This is a genomic window from Paenibacillus amylolyticus (assembly GCF_003719335.1).
In the GTDB taxonomy this organism is placed as follows: Bacteria; Bacillota; Bacilli; order Paenibacillales; family Paenibacillaceae; genus Paenibacillus; species Paenibacillus amylolyticus_D.
In genome coordinates this window covers 38,078-53,382 of the sequence record NZ_RIAS01000013.1, presented here as the reverse complement: position 1 = coordinate 53,382, position 15,305 = coordinate 38,078, and the positions used below count along the sequence as shown (strand labels likewise).

General features: G+C 46.3%; 18 protein-coding genes. All 18 read right to left on the bottom strand.

Going from position 1 to position 15,305, the window contains the following annotated elements; translation table 11 throughout:
- Positions 1 to 4: 4 nt before the first annotated feature.
- Entirely contained in the window at positions 5 to 631 is a 627-nt protein-coding gene (locus EC604_RS21110; protein ID WP_123066139.1) for a DUF1405 domain-containing protein, read from the bottom strand.
- Between the two features lie 189 nt (positions 632 to 820).
- The gene (locus EC604_RS21105; RefSeq protein ID WP_123066034.1) at positions 821 to 1,708 is read right to left on the bottom strand and encodes a menaquinol-cytochrome c reductase cytochrome b/c subunit; all 888 of its coding nucleotides are present in this window, start codon (positions 1,706 to 1,708) and stop codon (positions 821 to 823) included.
- A 22-nt stretch (positions 1,709 to 1,730) separates the two neighbouring features.
- Positions 1,731 to 2,402, bottom strand: a complete 672-nt coding sequence (gene qcrB, locus EC604_RS21100; RefSeq protein WP_017687726.1) for a menaquinol-cytochrome c reductase cytochrome b subunit — start codon at positions 2,400 to 2,402, stop codon at positions 1,731 to 1,733.
- A 15-nt stretch (positions 2,403 to 2,417) separates the two neighbouring features.
- Positions 2,418 to 2,960, bottom strand: coding sequence for a ubiquinol-cytochrome c reductase iron-sulfur subunit (locus tag EC604_RS21095; protein WP_090917182.1), 543 nt, complete (start codon positions 2,958 to 2,960; stop codon positions 2,418 to 2,420).
- A gap of 193 nt (positions 2,961 to 3,153) precedes the next feature.
- Positions 3,154 to 3,561: a DUF2487 family protein gene (locus EC604_RS21090; protein ID WP_240037069.1), complete on the bottom strand. Its 408-nt coding sequence runs from the start codon at positions 3,559 to 3,561 to the stop codon at positions 3,154 to 3,156.
- A 190-nt stretch (positions 3,562 to 3,751) separates the two neighbouring features.
- Positions 3,752 to 3,931, bottom strand: coding sequence for an IDEAL domain-containing protein (locus tag EC604_RS21085; RefSeq protein ID WP_090917186.1), 180 nt, complete (start codon positions 3,929 to 3,931; stop codon positions 3,752 to 3,754).
- 23 nt (positions 3,932 to 3,954) lie between these two features.
- Complete coding sequence (locus tag EC604_RS21080) at positions 3,955 to 4,461, bottom strand: gamma carbonic anhydrase family protein (protein WP_123066032.1); 507 nt, start codon at positions 4,459 to 4,461, stop codon at positions 3,955 to 3,957.
- Between the two features lie 44 nt (positions 4,462 to 4,505).
- A complete protein-coding gene (locus EC604_RS21075) occupies positions 4,506 to 5,624 on the bottom strand; it encodes a hypothetical protein (RefSeq protein WP_123066031.1) in 1,119 nt (372 codons plus the stop codon).
- Between the two features lie 232 nt (positions 5,625 to 5,856).
- Complete coding sequence (locus EC604_RS21070; protein ID WP_123066138.1) at positions 5,857 to 6,459, bottom strand: histidine phosphatase family protein; 603 nt, start codon at positions 6,457 to 6,459, stop codon at positions 5,857 to 5,859.
- Between the two features lie 44 nt (positions 6,460 to 6,503).
- The gene (locus tag EC604_RS21065; RefSeq protein ID WP_123066030.1) at positions 6,504 to 7,139 is read right to left on the bottom strand and encodes an anti-sigma factor family protein; all 636 of its coding nucleotides are present in this window, start codon (positions 7,137 to 7,139) and stop codon (positions 6,504 to 6,506) included.
- Complete coding sequence (locus tag EC604_RS21060; RefSeq protein WP_123066029.1) at positions 7,136 to 7,729, bottom strand: RNA polymerase sigma factor; 594 nt, start codon at positions 7,727 to 7,729, stop codon at positions 7,136 to 7,138. Before EC604_RS21060 ends, EC604_RS21065 begins: the two co-directional genes overlap by 4 nt.
- 677 nt (positions 7,730 to 8,406) lie before the next feature.
- On the bottom strand, positions 8,407 to 9,501 hold the full coding sequence (locus tag EC604_RS21055; RefSeq protein WP_123066028.1) for a prephenate dehydrogenase: 1,095 nt from the start codon (positions 9,499 to 9,501) through the stop codon (positions 8,407 to 8,409).
- Positions 9,502 to 9,527: 26 nt separating this feature from the next.
- Complete coding sequence (gene hisC / locus EC604_RS21050) at positions 9,528 to 10,628, bottom strand: histidinol-phosphate transaminase (protein WP_123066027.1); 1,101 nt, start codon at positions 10,626 to 10,628, stop codon at positions 9,528 to 9,530.
- A 62-nt stretch (positions 10,629 to 10,690) separates the two neighbouring features.
- Positions 10,691 to 11,497, bottom strand: a complete 807-nt coding sequence (gene trpA / locus EC604_RS21045) for a tryptophan synthase subunit alpha (RefSeq protein ID WP_123066026.1) — start codon at positions 11,495 to 11,497, stop codon at positions 10,691 to 10,693.
- Positions 11,497 to 12,693, bottom strand: coding sequence for a tryptophan synthase subunit beta (gene trpB, locus EC604_RS21040; RefSeq protein WP_123066025.1), 1,197 nt, complete (start codon positions 12,691 to 12,693; stop codon positions 11,497 to 11,499). Before trpB ends, trpA begins: the two co-directional genes overlap by 1 nt.
- Positions 12,690 to 13,427 carry a phosphoribosylanthranilate isomerase gene (locus EC604_RS21035; RefSeq protein ID WP_123066024.1) on the bottom strand — a complete coding sequence of 246 codons (738 nt, stop codon included), beginning with the start codon at positions 13,425 to 13,427 and terminating at the stop codon, positions 12,690 to 12,692. The genes trpB and EC604_RS21035 overlap by 4 nt, the downstream gene beginning before the upstream one ends.
- Positions 13,427 to 14,215 carry an indole-3-glycerol phosphate synthase TrpC gene (gene trpC, locus EC604_RS21030; protein WP_123066023.1) on the bottom strand — a complete coding sequence of 263 codons (789 nt, stop codon included), beginning with the start codon at positions 14,213 to 14,215 and terminating at the stop codon, positions 13,427 to 13,429. Before trpC ends, EC604_RS21035 begins: the two co-directional genes overlap by 1 nt.
- On the bottom strand, positions 14,205 to 15,245 hold the full coding sequence (trpD, locus tag EC604_RS21025; protein WP_123066137.1) for an anthranilate phosphoribosyltransferase: 1,041 nt from the start codon (positions 15,243 to 15,245) through the stop codon (positions 14,205 to 14,207). Before trpD ends, trpC begins: the two co-directional genes overlap by 11 nt.
- Positions 15,246 to 15,305 lie beyond the last annotated feature (60 nt).

Sequence of the window (15,305 nt, the reverse complement as noted above, 5' to 3'; positions counted from 1 at the left end):
ATACTCAGGCTCTTTTGGCCTGCTTTAACGCAAGCCAAGCCGCAAGAATGCTCACGATGGTCAACGTAACTGTAAAATTGCGAACAGCCTGTACATGCTGATACAGTGCCGCAGGCAACCACGGATAAATATCGTATGTATAATCCATCGTATCATTCAACAGTGTCCAGAGACCTGCTACAATCAACGACAACCAGCGGAAGCCGAAGAACCGTACATATATCAGTGCTTCAATTGCCATTGCACTATGGGAAGCGATCAGCATCCAGTCCTGCCAGTGCTGTGTTCCCCCTTGAGACCAGCCAGCAAAAATGATAGATACAGCCCATACGCCATATTTAACAGAGGTAACAACTGCGAGCGCCTGGATAATATGTCCAATCCGTTGCAGGACTGCGGACTTCACAGGATACAGTACCCACAACAGCGCTAGTGTAAAAAACAGGCTTGCTGTTGGGCTATCTGGTACAAATACGATCTGCCACGCGGGTTGGTGGGCAAGAGTCCATTTCATTTGTTCACCATACCAGATGTAGCCATATACCGTACCAAGCGCATTACACCAGAACAAAAGCCACAGGAAATACCGATTGGTTAGAAACTCTCTGCTCCAAAAAAACGATAAAGCCACGAACACTGCACCTTCTTCCTTCACTCATTATTGACTCTTCAACTATATAAGTTGAACCAAAGATTTTACACAGCCCACTCCGGTGACAGAATTGTTCAACCTATATAGACAACTGAATTTCACATATTCTTTAAAAGACTTCAAAAAAACCTGACCGCATAACGATCAGGTTTTTTCATTAATTCGATTTTACTGTTCTGCCTTCTGTTTCGCAAGCCATTCCGCTAGATGAGTGATTTCCTCATCGGTAACACCTTGAGCAATAGCTTGGTCATACATTGGAGGCATTCCATTGTAGCCCTCTTTAATGATCGTCACAATCTCTTCTTGACTGTGCTTGTCACCAACGCCACGAAGAGAAGGTGCGTTGCCTTGGCCTTTCATATCGGTTGCGTGACAGCCAATACATCCAGCCTTTTTGTACGCTTCCATCGCAGGATCGTCCTTATCAACAATCGCGACTTCCTCCTGCTGCTGTCCAGGTGCATTAGAAGTAGGCAGGCCCTGCTCATGTTTCTCCAGAGCTTCTTCCTCCCGCTGAATATGCTCCGGCTTCTGTCCTGACGCTTCAAGCTCGTGCTTGTAGTGTGTCCATGCTACGTTTGTCAGATAGAATACCGAGATAACGGACAGTAACATTAAGGCCGAAGCAATCGGACGTTTGTAGAAACGACGCTCTTTCCCTGTATCCAGGAAAGGAGCCAGCAGCAGAGCTCCGAATGCGACACCGCTGACACCCAGTACACCCAGAAGGACATAATCTCCAGATGCATAAGGATATTTCAAATACTGATACAGGAAAAGAAAGTACCAGTCCGGCATCGGGATAACCGATGCACTTGGATTAGCCGGATAACCGAGAGGTGCGGGTTCCGAGATGGTCAACACGAGAATGCCGACCAGAACAACGACCCCGACCATCCACTCTTTAAGCAAGAAGTTAGGAATAAATGCTTCCGATTTGCCGGGATATGCCGTGTAATCAGGTGGAGTAATGAACCCCGACCCTTTGCGGACGCGTGAATCACCGACAAAGATAACTTTTTCCTCATCATTGCTCTTGTGCCCGTGAGCCATTACGTTTCCTCCCTTCTTTGGTTTATAGTGGTCCCGAAATGCCCTGTCTGCGGATCATGATAAAGTGTCCGACCAGAAGCACCAGAAGCACCGCAGGGAGGAAGAAGACGTGCAATGCGAAGAATCGTGTCAGTGTCTGCGCACCAACGATCGTTCCCCCTTGCAGGAATTCCTTGATGATCGGTCCAAGCCAAGGTACGGTGTTGGCAATCTCCAGCGTTACTTTTGTTGCAAAATAAGCTTTGTTATCCCAAGGCAACAAATACCCTGTCAGACCAAGACCAAGCATGACGAAGAAAATCAACATGCCGACAACCCAGTTCATCTCACGCGGAGCTTTGTATGAGCCTGTAAAGAATACACGCATCGTATGTAGGAACATCATGACGATAACCAAACTGGCCCCCCAATGGTGCATACCGCGTACAATCTGACCAAAAGCTACTTTCGTCTGCAAATACTCAACACTTGCATACGCGTTAATAATATCTGGAACGTAGTACATCGTCAGGAACATACCTGACAGAATCTGAATAACTGTAATAAAGAACGTTAATCCGCCAAAACAGTATACGAATGCGGAAAAGTGATGCGCCGGGTTTACATGCTCTGGCACTTCATGATCCGCAACGTCCCGCCATATTGGCGTGATGTCAAGACGCTCGTCAATCCAGTCATAGACATTTTTAAACATCTGCGTTCACGCCTCCTATTTCACTCGGGTGTTCGGAACAATCTCGCCCAGATAAACCCAGCCTTGTTCCTCCTTAACCACATATTCATCCAATGGTTTCGGGGCTACGGCAAGATTCTTCCCTTCCTTGTCATAGTGCGCGCCGTGGCATGGGCAATGGTACTCATTCGGGTAATTTTTGTCACTGTTCCATCCTACTGTACATCCCAAATGCTTACAGATAGGTGAAAGCGCATAAATTTTCCCTTGTTCGTCCTTGCGAATCCAAGCCACCAACGAAGCATTACTCAAATACCAGCCATCCTGTTGTTTCAGTTCAAACGTAAATTCTTGAGGTTCATTTGTAATTTTGCTGATCTCAGCCACTTTGACAGAGGTTCCTTCTCCCTTGTGCTGCAAAATCGGGTCCACCGCAAAACGGACCATAGGAAGAATTGCACCGGCGGCCATGTAGGCTGTAGCTCCACCAAGCGTGTACGTCAAAAACTGCCTGCGCGACATTTCCAATTTGCTTGGCGGTTTCATCGAGGCTTCGTGCTGGTCATGCTCACTGCTCATACTGTCTCCAACCCCCTTTTTCAGCCAACTCTCTCAATCGTTTTCATTATCATAAATTCCACGACTTACTAGAACATACATAATCATATAGTAGCCCTAGAACACCGTCAAGAATTTGTCACACATTTTTAAGGTTCAATTGTAAGCGTTGTTAAAAAACTGTTGGAAATTTGTCACATTTGTCATCAAGATGTCACCTTTTCCATAGATCTCGAATGCATTCCCCAATATGTCGGGCAATTGTTCCTTCTTCAAGTTGCCCTGCTAGATCCTTTTGACTTAAAAGTAAATCCGCAGCTGGAATATCCATCCCAACAAAAGATCCATCCGCTGACATAATTACCACATATTTAAATCCAGAAGCTTTGAGTTCAGTCGACAAGGTATTTAATGTCATTGACATTTGTGAACTTGTGTAGTGATAGGCCGGGTACGTCATAATCCTTCCTTTAAAAGGAATCTCTACCATATCCAGAAAATCTCTTAGCCGCTCCAGCGCTTCAGTCGCTTCAACCGGTGACTGTTTACCGCTCATGGCCGTGAACGGAACAAGGCAGGTATCCAGATAGAGTTGCAGTTCAGCCCAGCTGTCTTGATTCATCTCACTGAATTTCAATTCCCTATATCCCCTTCCTATCCATTTTATTCCCATATTATATATGAGCATATGTTATAAAGCCAGATATTCATTCAATTTTAAGTTTATATAAAAAAATATTTAAAAAAAGGAATGCGCTTTTGCGCATTCCTTTTTGTCCGACTATTCATATAATTGGTTCTTTATTGATCCGTTAATTGATCGTCCTCAGTTCATCCGTCAGACTCCGGAAAGCTACTTCGTCTCCGGTAGCTAACGCTTTGTCGATTTCCAAATAAAGCTTTTCACTCTTCTGTTTGCGAAGCGCCTCGTCCCAAACCATCTCAGCCGCCAGCCCCAACATGACTTCATACGTAACTTTCATTTTATCCAATAGGATGCACCTCCAAAACGGATTTAAGAGCTCCTATATTCTCTTCCTTTGATTACATAACCCAGTGAAGTTCTCGACATCCGCTGCAGATCAGCTTCAGTCAATTCACGAATCACTTTGGCAGGTGTCCCCAAAGCGAGAGTATAGGGCGGAATTTTACTATTTTCAGTTACCACAGAACCGGCTCCAATCAGTGAGTACTCACCGATTTCGCCACCATTGAGTACAATGGCTCCCATGCCGATCAATGCCCCCGTCCCGATGGTACAACCATGAATGATTGCAGCATGTCCTACGGAGACATCATCTCCCAGAATAAGAGGTTGATCGGTGTTAACATGTCCTACAGCATTATCTTGAATATTGCAACGCTTTCCAATCATAATAGGTGCCAAATCGGCCCGCAGGACTGCATTGAACCAAACGGTAGAGTCTTCGTCCATTTGCAGATCACCTATCAATTTTGATCCCTCCGCCATATATATGGAAGGGTGTAACACTGGCATTATGCCTTTGTATGGAATTATCATTCGTATCACTCCTTAATTTGGGAGTGATTGTAGCAACTTGTCCTTCACTTGTCAAACACAATAGGTGTAACATCAGCCGAGACGGAGCGGCATGACGATGCAAGCTTTGCTCCCCAAGCCGTCATCTGCAGAACTCTTCCTTGTTCATGCTCGCCTGCACGAATCAAGCCTAGATGCAGCATCATTTTAATGATCCGCTTATCATAGATATCTTCAGCCGTGTCGTAGTAAAACGGCTGGATAAACGGCCCAATTTGCCGGAAAAGAGATTCCATCGTAGACCAATTCTCGGCACATTCACCTGTCCAGTACACAATCGAGGAAAGGTTTGGAACAGCACCTTTATAAAGTCTTAACCAAAACCGAAACAGCTGTATCATTTCGGTTGCTCTCTCGGCCCCAAGTTTCTCTTCACCAGACCCTGTCAGCCTGAGACTGCCCTGCTCTTCACGAATCAAGCGGTGGTGAAAGGCATAATCATACAGCAGTGCGAAACGATCCGGATAATCCTTGAACGAACGACCATATCCGAAGCGCCACCCGGCTTTGCCTACCAGTTCCTCAGAGATGTGCAGATGCTCCATAAGTTGCTGCTGTGAGCGTCGATACATCAACCCTTCGGCATTCACAGCGATCTCATGTTGCTGCACAAATTTCAGGAACAACTTCAGATCGTCTGCCATCAGATGATATTCCTCTCGATACATGGACGGCTCTGTCGTTTTAACAATGCCTGCTCGTAAATGTGTAGATAACACATCTCTGAACCTCAGTTTCAAGTCTTTAGGCACTTGATAGAGATATCTGGTCTGCTGTGTAGTCCCATTGAACAGCCACCCACTTTTGGTAAAGCGAATAATGAGATCACGGGGACTTGAGCCTGCCTCACTCTCCTTTTTGTCCATCGATTGACGGGCTATGGCGATGAGCTCCTCCATACCATAAAATTGGCGGGGGTCAAATAACAGGTTATTCAAAAACCGTTGATCTGCCTGGTTCAATTGACGTATCTGTTGCTCAAAGAAAGGTTTACTACCCAATGTTGTGAGGATGCTCTGGATGAGTTCATGTTTGGAATTAGGCTTGCATTCACATTGATAGTAGTCTGCTATTCGATTAAGCTGGCCAATATCAGCAAAAGTCAGCATATCTGCTAGATTCATGGATCCATCGCCTCACCCGTTCACTGCTTTAGGTTGCTGATCTGGCCTTCAACAGTGTGGTTTTGTAAACATGGTTGACGGATTCTTCACAATCTAAACCTCTTCTTGCCATTTTTTTTGTTTTACCTCATCTTATGCCTCAAAACAATCAATCAGAAGAAAAACAGTAGAGTTTATGCTCAATCCTGTTTAATCTCTCAAATAGATGGTATAAAAAAACAACCTGAGCTTATCACCCAGATTGTTTAGTGGTATCCATAGACAGATGTTGTGTGCAATTATATAAGAGTGGAATCCAGTCATCGTCATATTCTTTCTCCAGAATGGTCAGCGACAGATTGCCAATGCGTTCGGTGTATTTGTCCTGATATAATGCCGTTAACAGGTTAGCAAGAAAAGCACCATGCGTTACAATTAGTACATTTTCTTTTGAATGGGCAGACCATAAGTCGTCCAAAAAAGCCAGCGCACGTACTTGAATATCCTCGATATGCTCTTGCCCCAAATCAAGTGTATCCCAGGATTTACCCCAACGTGCAACCCGTTCATCCGAAGTAAGGCCCTCAACCTGACCAAATGCTCGTTCTTTCAATCGTGCGTCCGGTTTAAGCATAGGTACATTCAGCATCCGTGAAAGAATCTCTCCCGTTTCCTGTGCTCTTGACAAACCACTCGTCACAATATAATCCCACTGGTAGTCTTCAGACTGCAGACGTCTACCAAGACATTCTGCTTGCTTTCGTCCTTCCTCATTCAAAGGAATATCCGTCTGCCCCTGTATACGGCCAGCTGCATTCCAATCTGTCAGACCATGACGAACAAGCCCGATCCGCACATTCATCCCTCATTTCTCCACACAGCAAACGACAGGTTGGAAACCTATGCACCCACACCTTGTTTACGTTTAGTTGTTGATCGATGCATACGTCCAAGTGAAAACAAAGCCATCCCTATGGCAAGCAGAGACAATGCCATCCAGTATTGAGGATAAGCAGGACCCATACTTACAACAAAAGGTTCAATGATACTCCCTTTATCTGCTCCAGGAATGTCATACTTATATAATCCCGAGGAAGAAGATGTACTTCCAGCAACCCCAGTCTCAAGGATGCCTGTCGTAATTACATTGGACGTCTCAGCTTCTGATACCTCTGGCTTGAACATCGCCATGTACAGAAAGCTGCATAAAAATATAGCCAGGAACGCCGCAATCCACAAAGACATATGTTTACGGATTACCGCAGAGAATCGATTAACCTTTGCCTCTTCTGGTAATAACCATGGAGACTCCGCGTAAATCCGGTCCATTACGTTTCGGTTGACCCTCTCTGCCTGTTGCTCTGTCACTGGAACCGGGATGCTGTGCAGCAGCATCTGGGCTTCCTCCCAGACTTCAAACTGCTCCGAACACTCTTCACAACCAGCGAGATGTGTTTGAAACGCAATTCGCTGTGGATGAGATTCCGGTAAGTCCCAGACCAATGCAAACAGTTCCTGGGCTTCATTGCAATTCATCGGTTCTTCATCCCTTCATATGGCTCGTACATCGGCTCGAAGAAATAAGGCTCCAATTGTGTTTTTACGCTTGATCTTGCCCTGAATAACAGCGATTTAACAGAACTGACACTCTGCCCCAAAATACCCGCGATTTCCTGATAATCCAACTGATCATACTCACGAAGTATAATCGCAGAACGTTGCTTCTCTGGCAGATTGTTAATCGCATCTCTAACCAGCATCACCCGCTCGCTACGCAGAACAGCATGCTCAGGAGCATTCTCCATAGGAGCAATAGGAACTACGCCGCTCTCCTCAAGCGGAACATTCCCACTACGCTGTTTACGAAGCTCACTCAATACCGTATTTCTAGCGATAGTATACAACCAGGTGGAGAATGAAGCATCCACCTCACGGAAAGAGTGTAAACTGCGGAACGCCTTGTAGAATGTCTCAGAACAGAGATCTTCCGCAAGCAGCTCCATATTGGAACTTTTCAACATATGATATACGAAAGCCAGTATTTTACGCTGATAACGACTCATCAGCTCGGAATATAACTCAACGTTACCTTCCTTGATCTCTCGAATCAACTGGGAATCCGTCATTTGAGTGCGACCCCTCCTCGCCCATCCATGTGCTTCTCCCCGTTCGACTCTATCCATGTATTACCGAACAGGCGTAAAAAAGTTGCGGTTCAACCGCATAAAAAAAGCGTCCAGCACCATTCACGGCCCTTCCGCCAAATTCCCCTATGTAATGGCAATTTCCCCAACGTTTCTACATAACAGTAACATTGTACAACGGTCTGCATCATCCTGGCAAATCCATTGCTATCCACTTTTGTCCGACTTAACATTTATATGCCATCCATTTCGTTGGCATGACTTCCTAATACAGCCTCTTGGAAAGCCTTGCATACTATAGACGCAGTAACTTCTAAAAAGGTTACAAAAATGAGATATTTTTTTGAATTTTATTTTTTGGTACATTCTATCAGCATCCTTTTTCGCACCTTACAAACGATTTTGGTAAGATTGAAAGCCTTGATTGTACGGTTTTTCCTTGAAATCTAAGTTTTACAAATAAATTTGTCCAAAGTGTTGACAAAATGAAAACGTATACATATAATAAAAGTACAGTATGGTTTCTCTCCACTCCTATCCAATAACTGTATTGCTCCACGTGAGCAATGGCCGCTTATGTAAGCGGTCTTTTTTTTGTCTAAAAACATAGTTCTTCCCCTAGTTACAAAAAAAAGAGAGCTCTCGCCCTCTTTTCCATCCTAAACCCACACCTGATAACCTAGGGAGGACAGCAAAGTCTTCGCCCGTTCCATATCCTCTTCCTGACGGAATGACAAACGCATAATCCCTGGCACATCCACCCGGTTTTCAATAATTTCAAGGTTACTCAAGTTGATATCATTTGTCCCGAGCTCTGTTGCTATTTTCCCGATCATACCCGGAGCATCCTGCACATCTGTATACAGATCAAATAAAGGCGAGATCATGCCCTTGCGTCGCTCAGGCAATACACTGCGGAACTCCCGTGCCTGACGAAATGCATCCTCAATGCCTTCCCCGTTCTTTTGCTCTAGCATCGTTGTAAAAGACAACATTTGACTATTCCAGTCCTTAAGAAGCTCCAGCAGCACCTCTCGGTTACTCAGCAGAATATCCCTCCAGACAATAGCATCGCTGGACGCAATCCGCGTAATATCCCGAAAACCACCTGCTGCCAGCATTTTATACAGTGGATTGGATTCGTTATATTCACGTACCTGGTTCACCAGAGCAACAGCAATAACATGGGGCAGGTGACTGATTGCACCCACAATATCATCATGCAACAGAGGTTCTACCCGAACAATCTGAGCACGAGTATATGCTAAAAGCTCGGATAAGCGGCCGTAAGCCTCTTCAGGCACATGCACGGACGGTGTCAGGACATAATATGCGTTCTCAAATAATACAGCTGAAGCTGCGTCCACACCCGCCCGTTCCGATCCTGCCATCGGGTGCCCTCCGATAAAGTAGGCCTCTTTTAACCGGATATGTTCCGCACAAGCTGCAATTGAGGCTTTCGTACTACCAACATCTGTAATGATACAGCCTTTTTTCAGCGGCAGTCTGGACAATTGTTCAAAATACGATTCAAGCAAACCAACAGGCACACACAAAAAAATGAAGTCGGCATCCTGCACCGCTTCTTCCAGAGAGAGCGTCGCAGCATCCACTACTCCGCTCGCTATGTACTTGTCTTTTAACTCTTCCAAATGTGCGTAACCCATAACGGTAATCCCCGGCTTGCCTTTAAAGCAAAGCGCAAGTGAACCGCCGATGAGTCCAACACCAATCATTGCAATTTTTATGGTCATGGGTCCTCACTCTTTCATCGCCAGTATTAAGGGCGTGCCGCCACATTCTCCGCCAGTGTGTTCTCCAGCGCCGCTATAAAAGCACGATTTTGCTCCGCTGTTCCGACAGACACACGAATGTATGTTGGATAGACGTGAAAGCCCGAGCGAACGATAATGCCCTGTTTCAACAAAGATTGAAACGCTGTAGTGGATGGCATGTTCACATCAACCAAAATGAAATTCCCTTGAGTTGGAAAATAAGGCAAACCCAGTCGTGAAAATTCATTTTGTAGCCATTCTCGATCTTCAGCATTCCGTTTGGAACACTCCTGAACAAAAACCTGATCCTGAAGTCCAGCCATTGCCGCAACCTGCCCAAGACGAGAAGTGTTAAACGGTTCCCGTACACGGTTAATCAGGTCAATGATCTCTGGACGTGCAATTCCGTACCCTATACGAAGTGATGCTAAACCATATATTTTGGAGAATGTCCGCAGAACAACCAGGTTCGGGTAACGATCAATCAATGAAATGCTTTGCGGATAAGCTTCATCCGTTACGAATTCGTAATAAGCCTCGTCCAGCACAACCATTACATTCGACGGCACCCGGTCCATAAAGGCGATCAGCTCTTGCTCGGAAATGATCGTACCGGTAGGGTTATTCGGATTGCACACCCAGACAGCTTTGGTTTTATCATTGATTTGCGCCAGCATTGCTGGCAAGTCGTGAGTTCCATTTTTCAAAGGGACCTCTATCGTTACAGCACCCTCGATGTCCGCATTGCTTTTATACACGGAGAAGGTCTGGTCCGCCATAATCGTCTCATCTCCAGGAAGAAAGAACGCCCGTGTGATCAGCGCAATAATTTCATCCGATCCACAGCCAAAAATCAAATTGTCTCGCTCTACTCCCAAATGCTTGGCAAGCACCGCTGTCAGTTCTGCAGCACTTCCGTCGGGATAAATACTTACATTAGCCAATTCTCTCGTAATTGCCTCAAGTACAGCGGGAGAACTGCCATAGGGATTCTCGTTGGAGGCCAGCTTGATGACGTGCTCCAGCCCCAGCTCACGTTTAACTTCTTCAATCGGTTTGCCCGCCTTATACACAGGCAGATTGACAATCTGGGATTTCGGTTTCAACTCGACCGCCTCCTGTTGTTCAAACTTAGAATAAAGTGCAAATGAAAAGTTAATTTATGTGATTATCCTTTTAATTGTGCCACAAAGTTGCGAATTTGCAACAGTCCAGCCTCACGAGTATCCGCATTTTCAAGTAGCGGGATTGCCTCTTCCACTTGCCGCACAATAGCACTGCCTACAACGACACCGTCACAGATGCGGGAGAAATGAGCCACCTGCTCATGACTGGAGATTCCGAAGCCTACTGCGACAGGAAGGTCTGTCAGACCTTTTACCGTTTCAATAAAACTTTCTACTCCGTTAAAAAAGGATGCACGCTCTCCGGTTACACCCAGAGAAGAAACACAATAGATAAATCCGCGCGCACCAGTGACAATCCGCTCAATACGGGCATTGGATGTAGGGGCTACAAGCGGGACCAGATGAACCCCGGCCTGATCGGCACGACGACGCATATCTTCTGCCTCTTCAATCGGTAGATCCGGGATGATCATGCCGCTGATATCATGTTTGATCAACTCGTCAAAGAAAATATCAAGACCCGTTTGCAGCACCGGATTGTAATACGTAAACAGAACAAAAGGTAATTTCACACCTGCCTGACGAGCTTTGGCAGCCGTCTCCATCACCGTACGAATCGTAATTTGACTTTTCAATGCGCGCTCGGAAGCACGCTGAATGACAGGGCCGTCTGCGAGTGGATCGGAATACGGAACACCAAGCTCCAAGATGTCTGCTCCTGCTTGTTCAAGCTCCTTGATAATATCAATGGTGGTGTTCACATCTGGATCACCAACGGTAAGAAACGGAATAAGTGCCGTGCGATTTTGTTCTTTTAAGTGCTGGAAGGTTTGGTCCATCAGATTCATTACAAATTACCTCCCGTATACTTCATAATGGATTCTACGTCTTTATCCCCGCGTCCAGACAAACAGATGACAACGATATCATCTGCTGTCAGCTCCGGCGCCAGCTTCACGACCTGAGCAACCGCATGGGCCGACTCCAGCGCAGGTATAATGCCTTCCGTACGGCTTAATAATTGCAACGCATCCAGAGCTTCCTGATCGGTAATTGGAACATATTTAGCCCGTTCAATATCTTTAAGATAAGAGTGCTCTGGTCCAACGCCTGGATAATCGAGACCAGCCGAGATGGAGTGCGCAGGTTGTACCTGTCCATATTCATCTTGTAACAGATAACTCATGGAACCCTGGAACACACCATGTGTACCTTTGCTCATCGTAGCCGCATGGTACTCGGTATCCACACCTTTGCCTGCTGCTTCGACACCAACTAATTTCACATCCTGATCCCCGATAAAAGGATAGAACATGCCGATGGCGTTACTTCCGCCGCCAACAGCAGCTACAATAACATCCGGAAGGCGTCCTTCAATCTCCTGAATTTGACGACGTGTCTCATCCCCGATCACGCGCTGAAAATTACGCACCATCATTGGATACGGGTGAGGTCCAACAACAGATCCCAGTACATAGAAGGTATCTTCTACATTACTGACCCAATAACGAAGCGCTTCGTTACCAGCATCTTTCAATGTACGTGTGCCGGACGTTACCGGAATGACTTCTGCTCCAAGCAGTTTCATGCGGAATACATTTAGCTGCTGGCGCTGGGTATCTTCCTCACCCATGAATACTTTGCACTCCAGTCCGAGCAATGCCGCAACGGTTGCCGTTGCAACCCCGTGCTGGCCTGCGCCGGTTTCAGCAATGACTTTCTTTTTACCCATCCGTTTAGCAAGAAGCCCTTGCCCAATCGCATTGTTGATTTTATGTGCACCTGTGTGATTCAGATCTTCACGTTTCAAATAAATTTTAGGCCCATCCAGATGACGTGATAATTGCTCCGCGTGATACAGAGGTGTCTCTCGTCCAGAGTATTCACTTAGCAAATAATTCAATTCCTTGTTAAACTCTTCATCCTCAGAGAAGCGGCTATATGCTTCTTCTAGTTCGATCAGAGCGTTCATTAGTGTCTCGGGTACAAAACGGCCTCCGAAGGGACCGAAACGCCCATGTTCATCCGGCAATTGGTGTGTCATGCCTGCTTCACCCTTTCTACAAATGCGGTAATTTTGGATATATCTTTCAGACCTTCCGTCTCCACGCCACTTGATACGTCAACGCCATAAGGTCTGTACGTTTGAATTAAATGTTGTACATTGTCCACCTGAAGCCCGCCTGCAACAAACATGGCAATACCACGTTCAGCAGCCCATTCTGCATATGCAGGTATACGTTCCCAGGCAAATGTTTTGCCAGAACCGCCGCCGTACAATGGATCAAAGGTATCCAGCAAGATTGCGTCTACGAATCCCGCGTAATCATTTAACCTGTGTAAAGCAGCTTGATCCGCTTTCTGTCCTGTTTCGTCTTTTGGAAAAGAAACGACCTTGAACACATCTGCATGCCAGAGCTCTTTCACTTGTTGACAGAATGCAGCACTTTCCTGTCCATGCAACTGGATGACATCCAGAGGCACTGTTTCCATCACATACTTCAGTTCTTGCATTGTCGGATTCACAAAAACACCAGCAAGTTTCGGCCGTTCATGTACAGGCCATTCATACAAAACCGATCTCAACTCTCTAGCCTTTTCAGGAGTAATTTGACGGCGGGACTTGGCAAACACGACACCGATATAGTCCACAGGCAAGTTTATCATCGATTTTAGCACTTCAACGTCCTGAAGTCCACATATTTTTACGGTCGCCGGCAACAAGTGCCCTTGTATCCGGGAACCTGCGCCTGTATCATCATCTATCGAATTATTCATCATTTCGGTCCCATCAGATCGTAAACAGCAGTTTCAACATCGTCTTTACGCATCAGATGCTCTCCAACGAGAATACCGTGCACGCCTGCTTCGATAAGGGGTTTCGTAGACGCTGCACCGTCAATTCCACTCTCACTGATCAGCGTCACACCAGGTGGAATCAATTCCATCAGATCCAATGTAGTACTCAGACTTGTCTCGAACGTTTTCAAGTTCCGGTTATTGATGCCAACTAGTGTCGCTTCAGGAATGTCCAGCACCGTTTCCAGCTCTGCCCGATCGTGAACTTCAATCAAAGCGTCCAGTCCAATACTTTTCGCAAACGTCAAAAATTGACGAATCTGCCCCGGTGTGAGAATGCTGGCAATCAGCAAGATCGCATCTGCTCCCAAAAGTCTAGCCTCGGCAATCTGTGACTCATCGATCATAAAGTCCTTGCGCAAGAGCGGAATATTCACTGCCTGATGAATAGCCTGCAAATATTCGTTACTGCCCTGAAAATAAGAAACATCCGTCAGAACAGAGATACAATCAGCACCCGCACGTTCATAGGCAGAAGCAATCTCTACCGGATGAAAATCCGGACGAATTAATCCTTTGGACGGCGAGGCCTTCTTCACTTCGGCAATAAGCCCCAGCTTACGATTGCGTCTGCTTGACAACGCCTGTTCAAACCCGCGTGCAGCCGGTAATTGTTCAATCTTTTGCATAGCTTCATCCATGTTAAAAGTCTGTGCAAGAGCCTGCACTTCTTTATGTTTTGTCGCAACGATTCGATCAAGATACATGATTGTACGCCTCCGTTGTATGAATTAACTGACCCAGCTTACTGGCCGCTTTACCCGAGTCCACTGCCTCCGCAGCGATTTTAACGCCATCTGCAATGCTGTCCGCAAGGCCGGATACATAAATACAAGCTCCGGCATTCAGTAGCACAACATCCCGGTAAGCACTACGTTCACCCTGGAAGATCCGATGTATAATTTCGGCGTTCTGTGCCGCATCTCCTCCAAGCACTGCTTCAAGCGGATGCAAAGACAGCCCCATATCTCGTGGATCGATGTCATAGGTGTGCACTACCCCGTTACGCAACTCAGATACCTGTGTAGGTGCAGAGATACTAATTTCATCCAGACCGTCATGGCTGGCAACAACTAGCGCTCTTTTCAAACCAAGACGGTTAAGTACTTCCGCAATCATCGGCGTCCGGGAGCGATCATACAATCCCAGCAATTGACGATCTGCACCGGCTGGATTGGTTAATGGTCCAAGCATATTGAAAATCGTGCGCACACCCAGCTCTTTTCTCGGAGCCGCTGCATGACGCATGGAGGGATGATACACCTGAGCAAAACAGAAACAGATTCCGATATCATCCAGACACTGTCTGGCTTGCTCTCCATTCAGATGAATATTAACGCCAAGCGCTTCCAATACATCCGCGCTGCCTGCTTTGCCAGAAGCTGAACGATTGCCGTGTTTGGCTACTCGAACTGAAACCGCCGAAGCAATAATGGCCGATGCTGTAGAGATGTTGAATTTATGAATACCCGATCCGCCTGTGCCGCAAGTATCCAGCAGCCCTCTGCCATCTGTCAGTATACGTCCACCTTGTCCACGCATCGCCTGAGCAAAACCAGTGATTTCATCCACCGTTTCCCCCTTCATACGAAGAGCCATCAGCAACCCTCCGATTTGAGCCGGAGTAGCTTCACCTCGCATGATCGAATACATCAATTCACGTGCCTCGTCCTGCTCAAGGTGGCTTCCTTCAAGAATTTTAGCGAGTCCTTGCTTCATTCCTTCTTCCCGGGAAATCGCTGTTTCCGTCAGTACCAGGCTGTCATTCATGATTGGATTCAAGTTCATTTCCAGTCT

Bases quoted from the DNA above. Each gene is read 5' to 3' on its own strand.
- trpA (WP_123066026.1), bottom strand. From the start codon at position 11,497: ATGAATCTGATGGACCAAACCTTCCAGCACTTAAAAGAACAAAATCGC.
- trpB (WP_123066025.1), bottom strand. From the start codon at position 12,693: ATGACACACCAATTGCCGGATGAACATGGGCGTTTCGGTCCCTTCGGA.
- EC604_RS21080 (WP_123066032.1), bottom strand. From the start codon at position 4,461: ATGATAATTCCATACAAAGGCATAATGCCAGTGTTACACCCTTCCATA.
- EC604_RS21055 (WP_123066028.1), bottom strand. From the start codon at position 9,501: ATGACCATAAAAATTGCAATGATTGGTGTTGGACTCATCGGCGGTTCA.
- EC604_RS21035 (WP_123066024.1), bottom strand. From the start codon at position 13,427: ATGAATAATTCGATAGATGATGATACAGGCGCAGGTTCCCGGATACAA.
- EC604_RS21065 (WP_123066030.1), bottom strand. From the start codon at position 7,139: ATGAATTGCAATGAAGCCCAGGAACTGTTTGCATTGGTCTGGGACTTA.
- EC604_RS21075 (WP_123066031.1), bottom strand. From the start codon at position 5,624: ATGAATCTAGCAGATATGCTGACTTTTGCTGATATTGGCCAGCTTAAT.
- EC604_RS21060 (WP_123066029.1), bottom strand. From the start codon at position 7,729: ATGACGGATTCCCAGTTGATTCGAGAGATCAAGGAAGGTAACGTTGAG.
- qcrB (WP_017687726.1), bottom strand. From the start codon at position 2,402: ATGTTTAAAAATGTCTATGACTGGATTGACGAGCGTCTTGACATCACG.
- EC604_RS21095 (WP_090917182.1), bottom strand. From the start codon at position 2,960: ATGAGCAGTGAGCATGACCAGCACGAAGCCTCGATGAAACCGCCAAGC.
- EC604_RS21090 (WP_240037069.1), bottom strand. From the start codon at position 3,561: ATGAATCAAGACAGCTGGGCTGAACTGCAACTCTATCTGGATACCTGC.
- EC604_RS21105 (WP_123066034.1), bottom strand. From the start codon at position 1,708: ATGGCTCACGGGCACAAGAGCAATGATGAGGAAAAAGTTATCTTTGTC.
- trpC (WP_123066023.1), bottom strand. From the start codon at position 14,215: ATGTATCTTGATCGAATCGTTGCGACAAAACATAAAGAAGTGCAGGCT.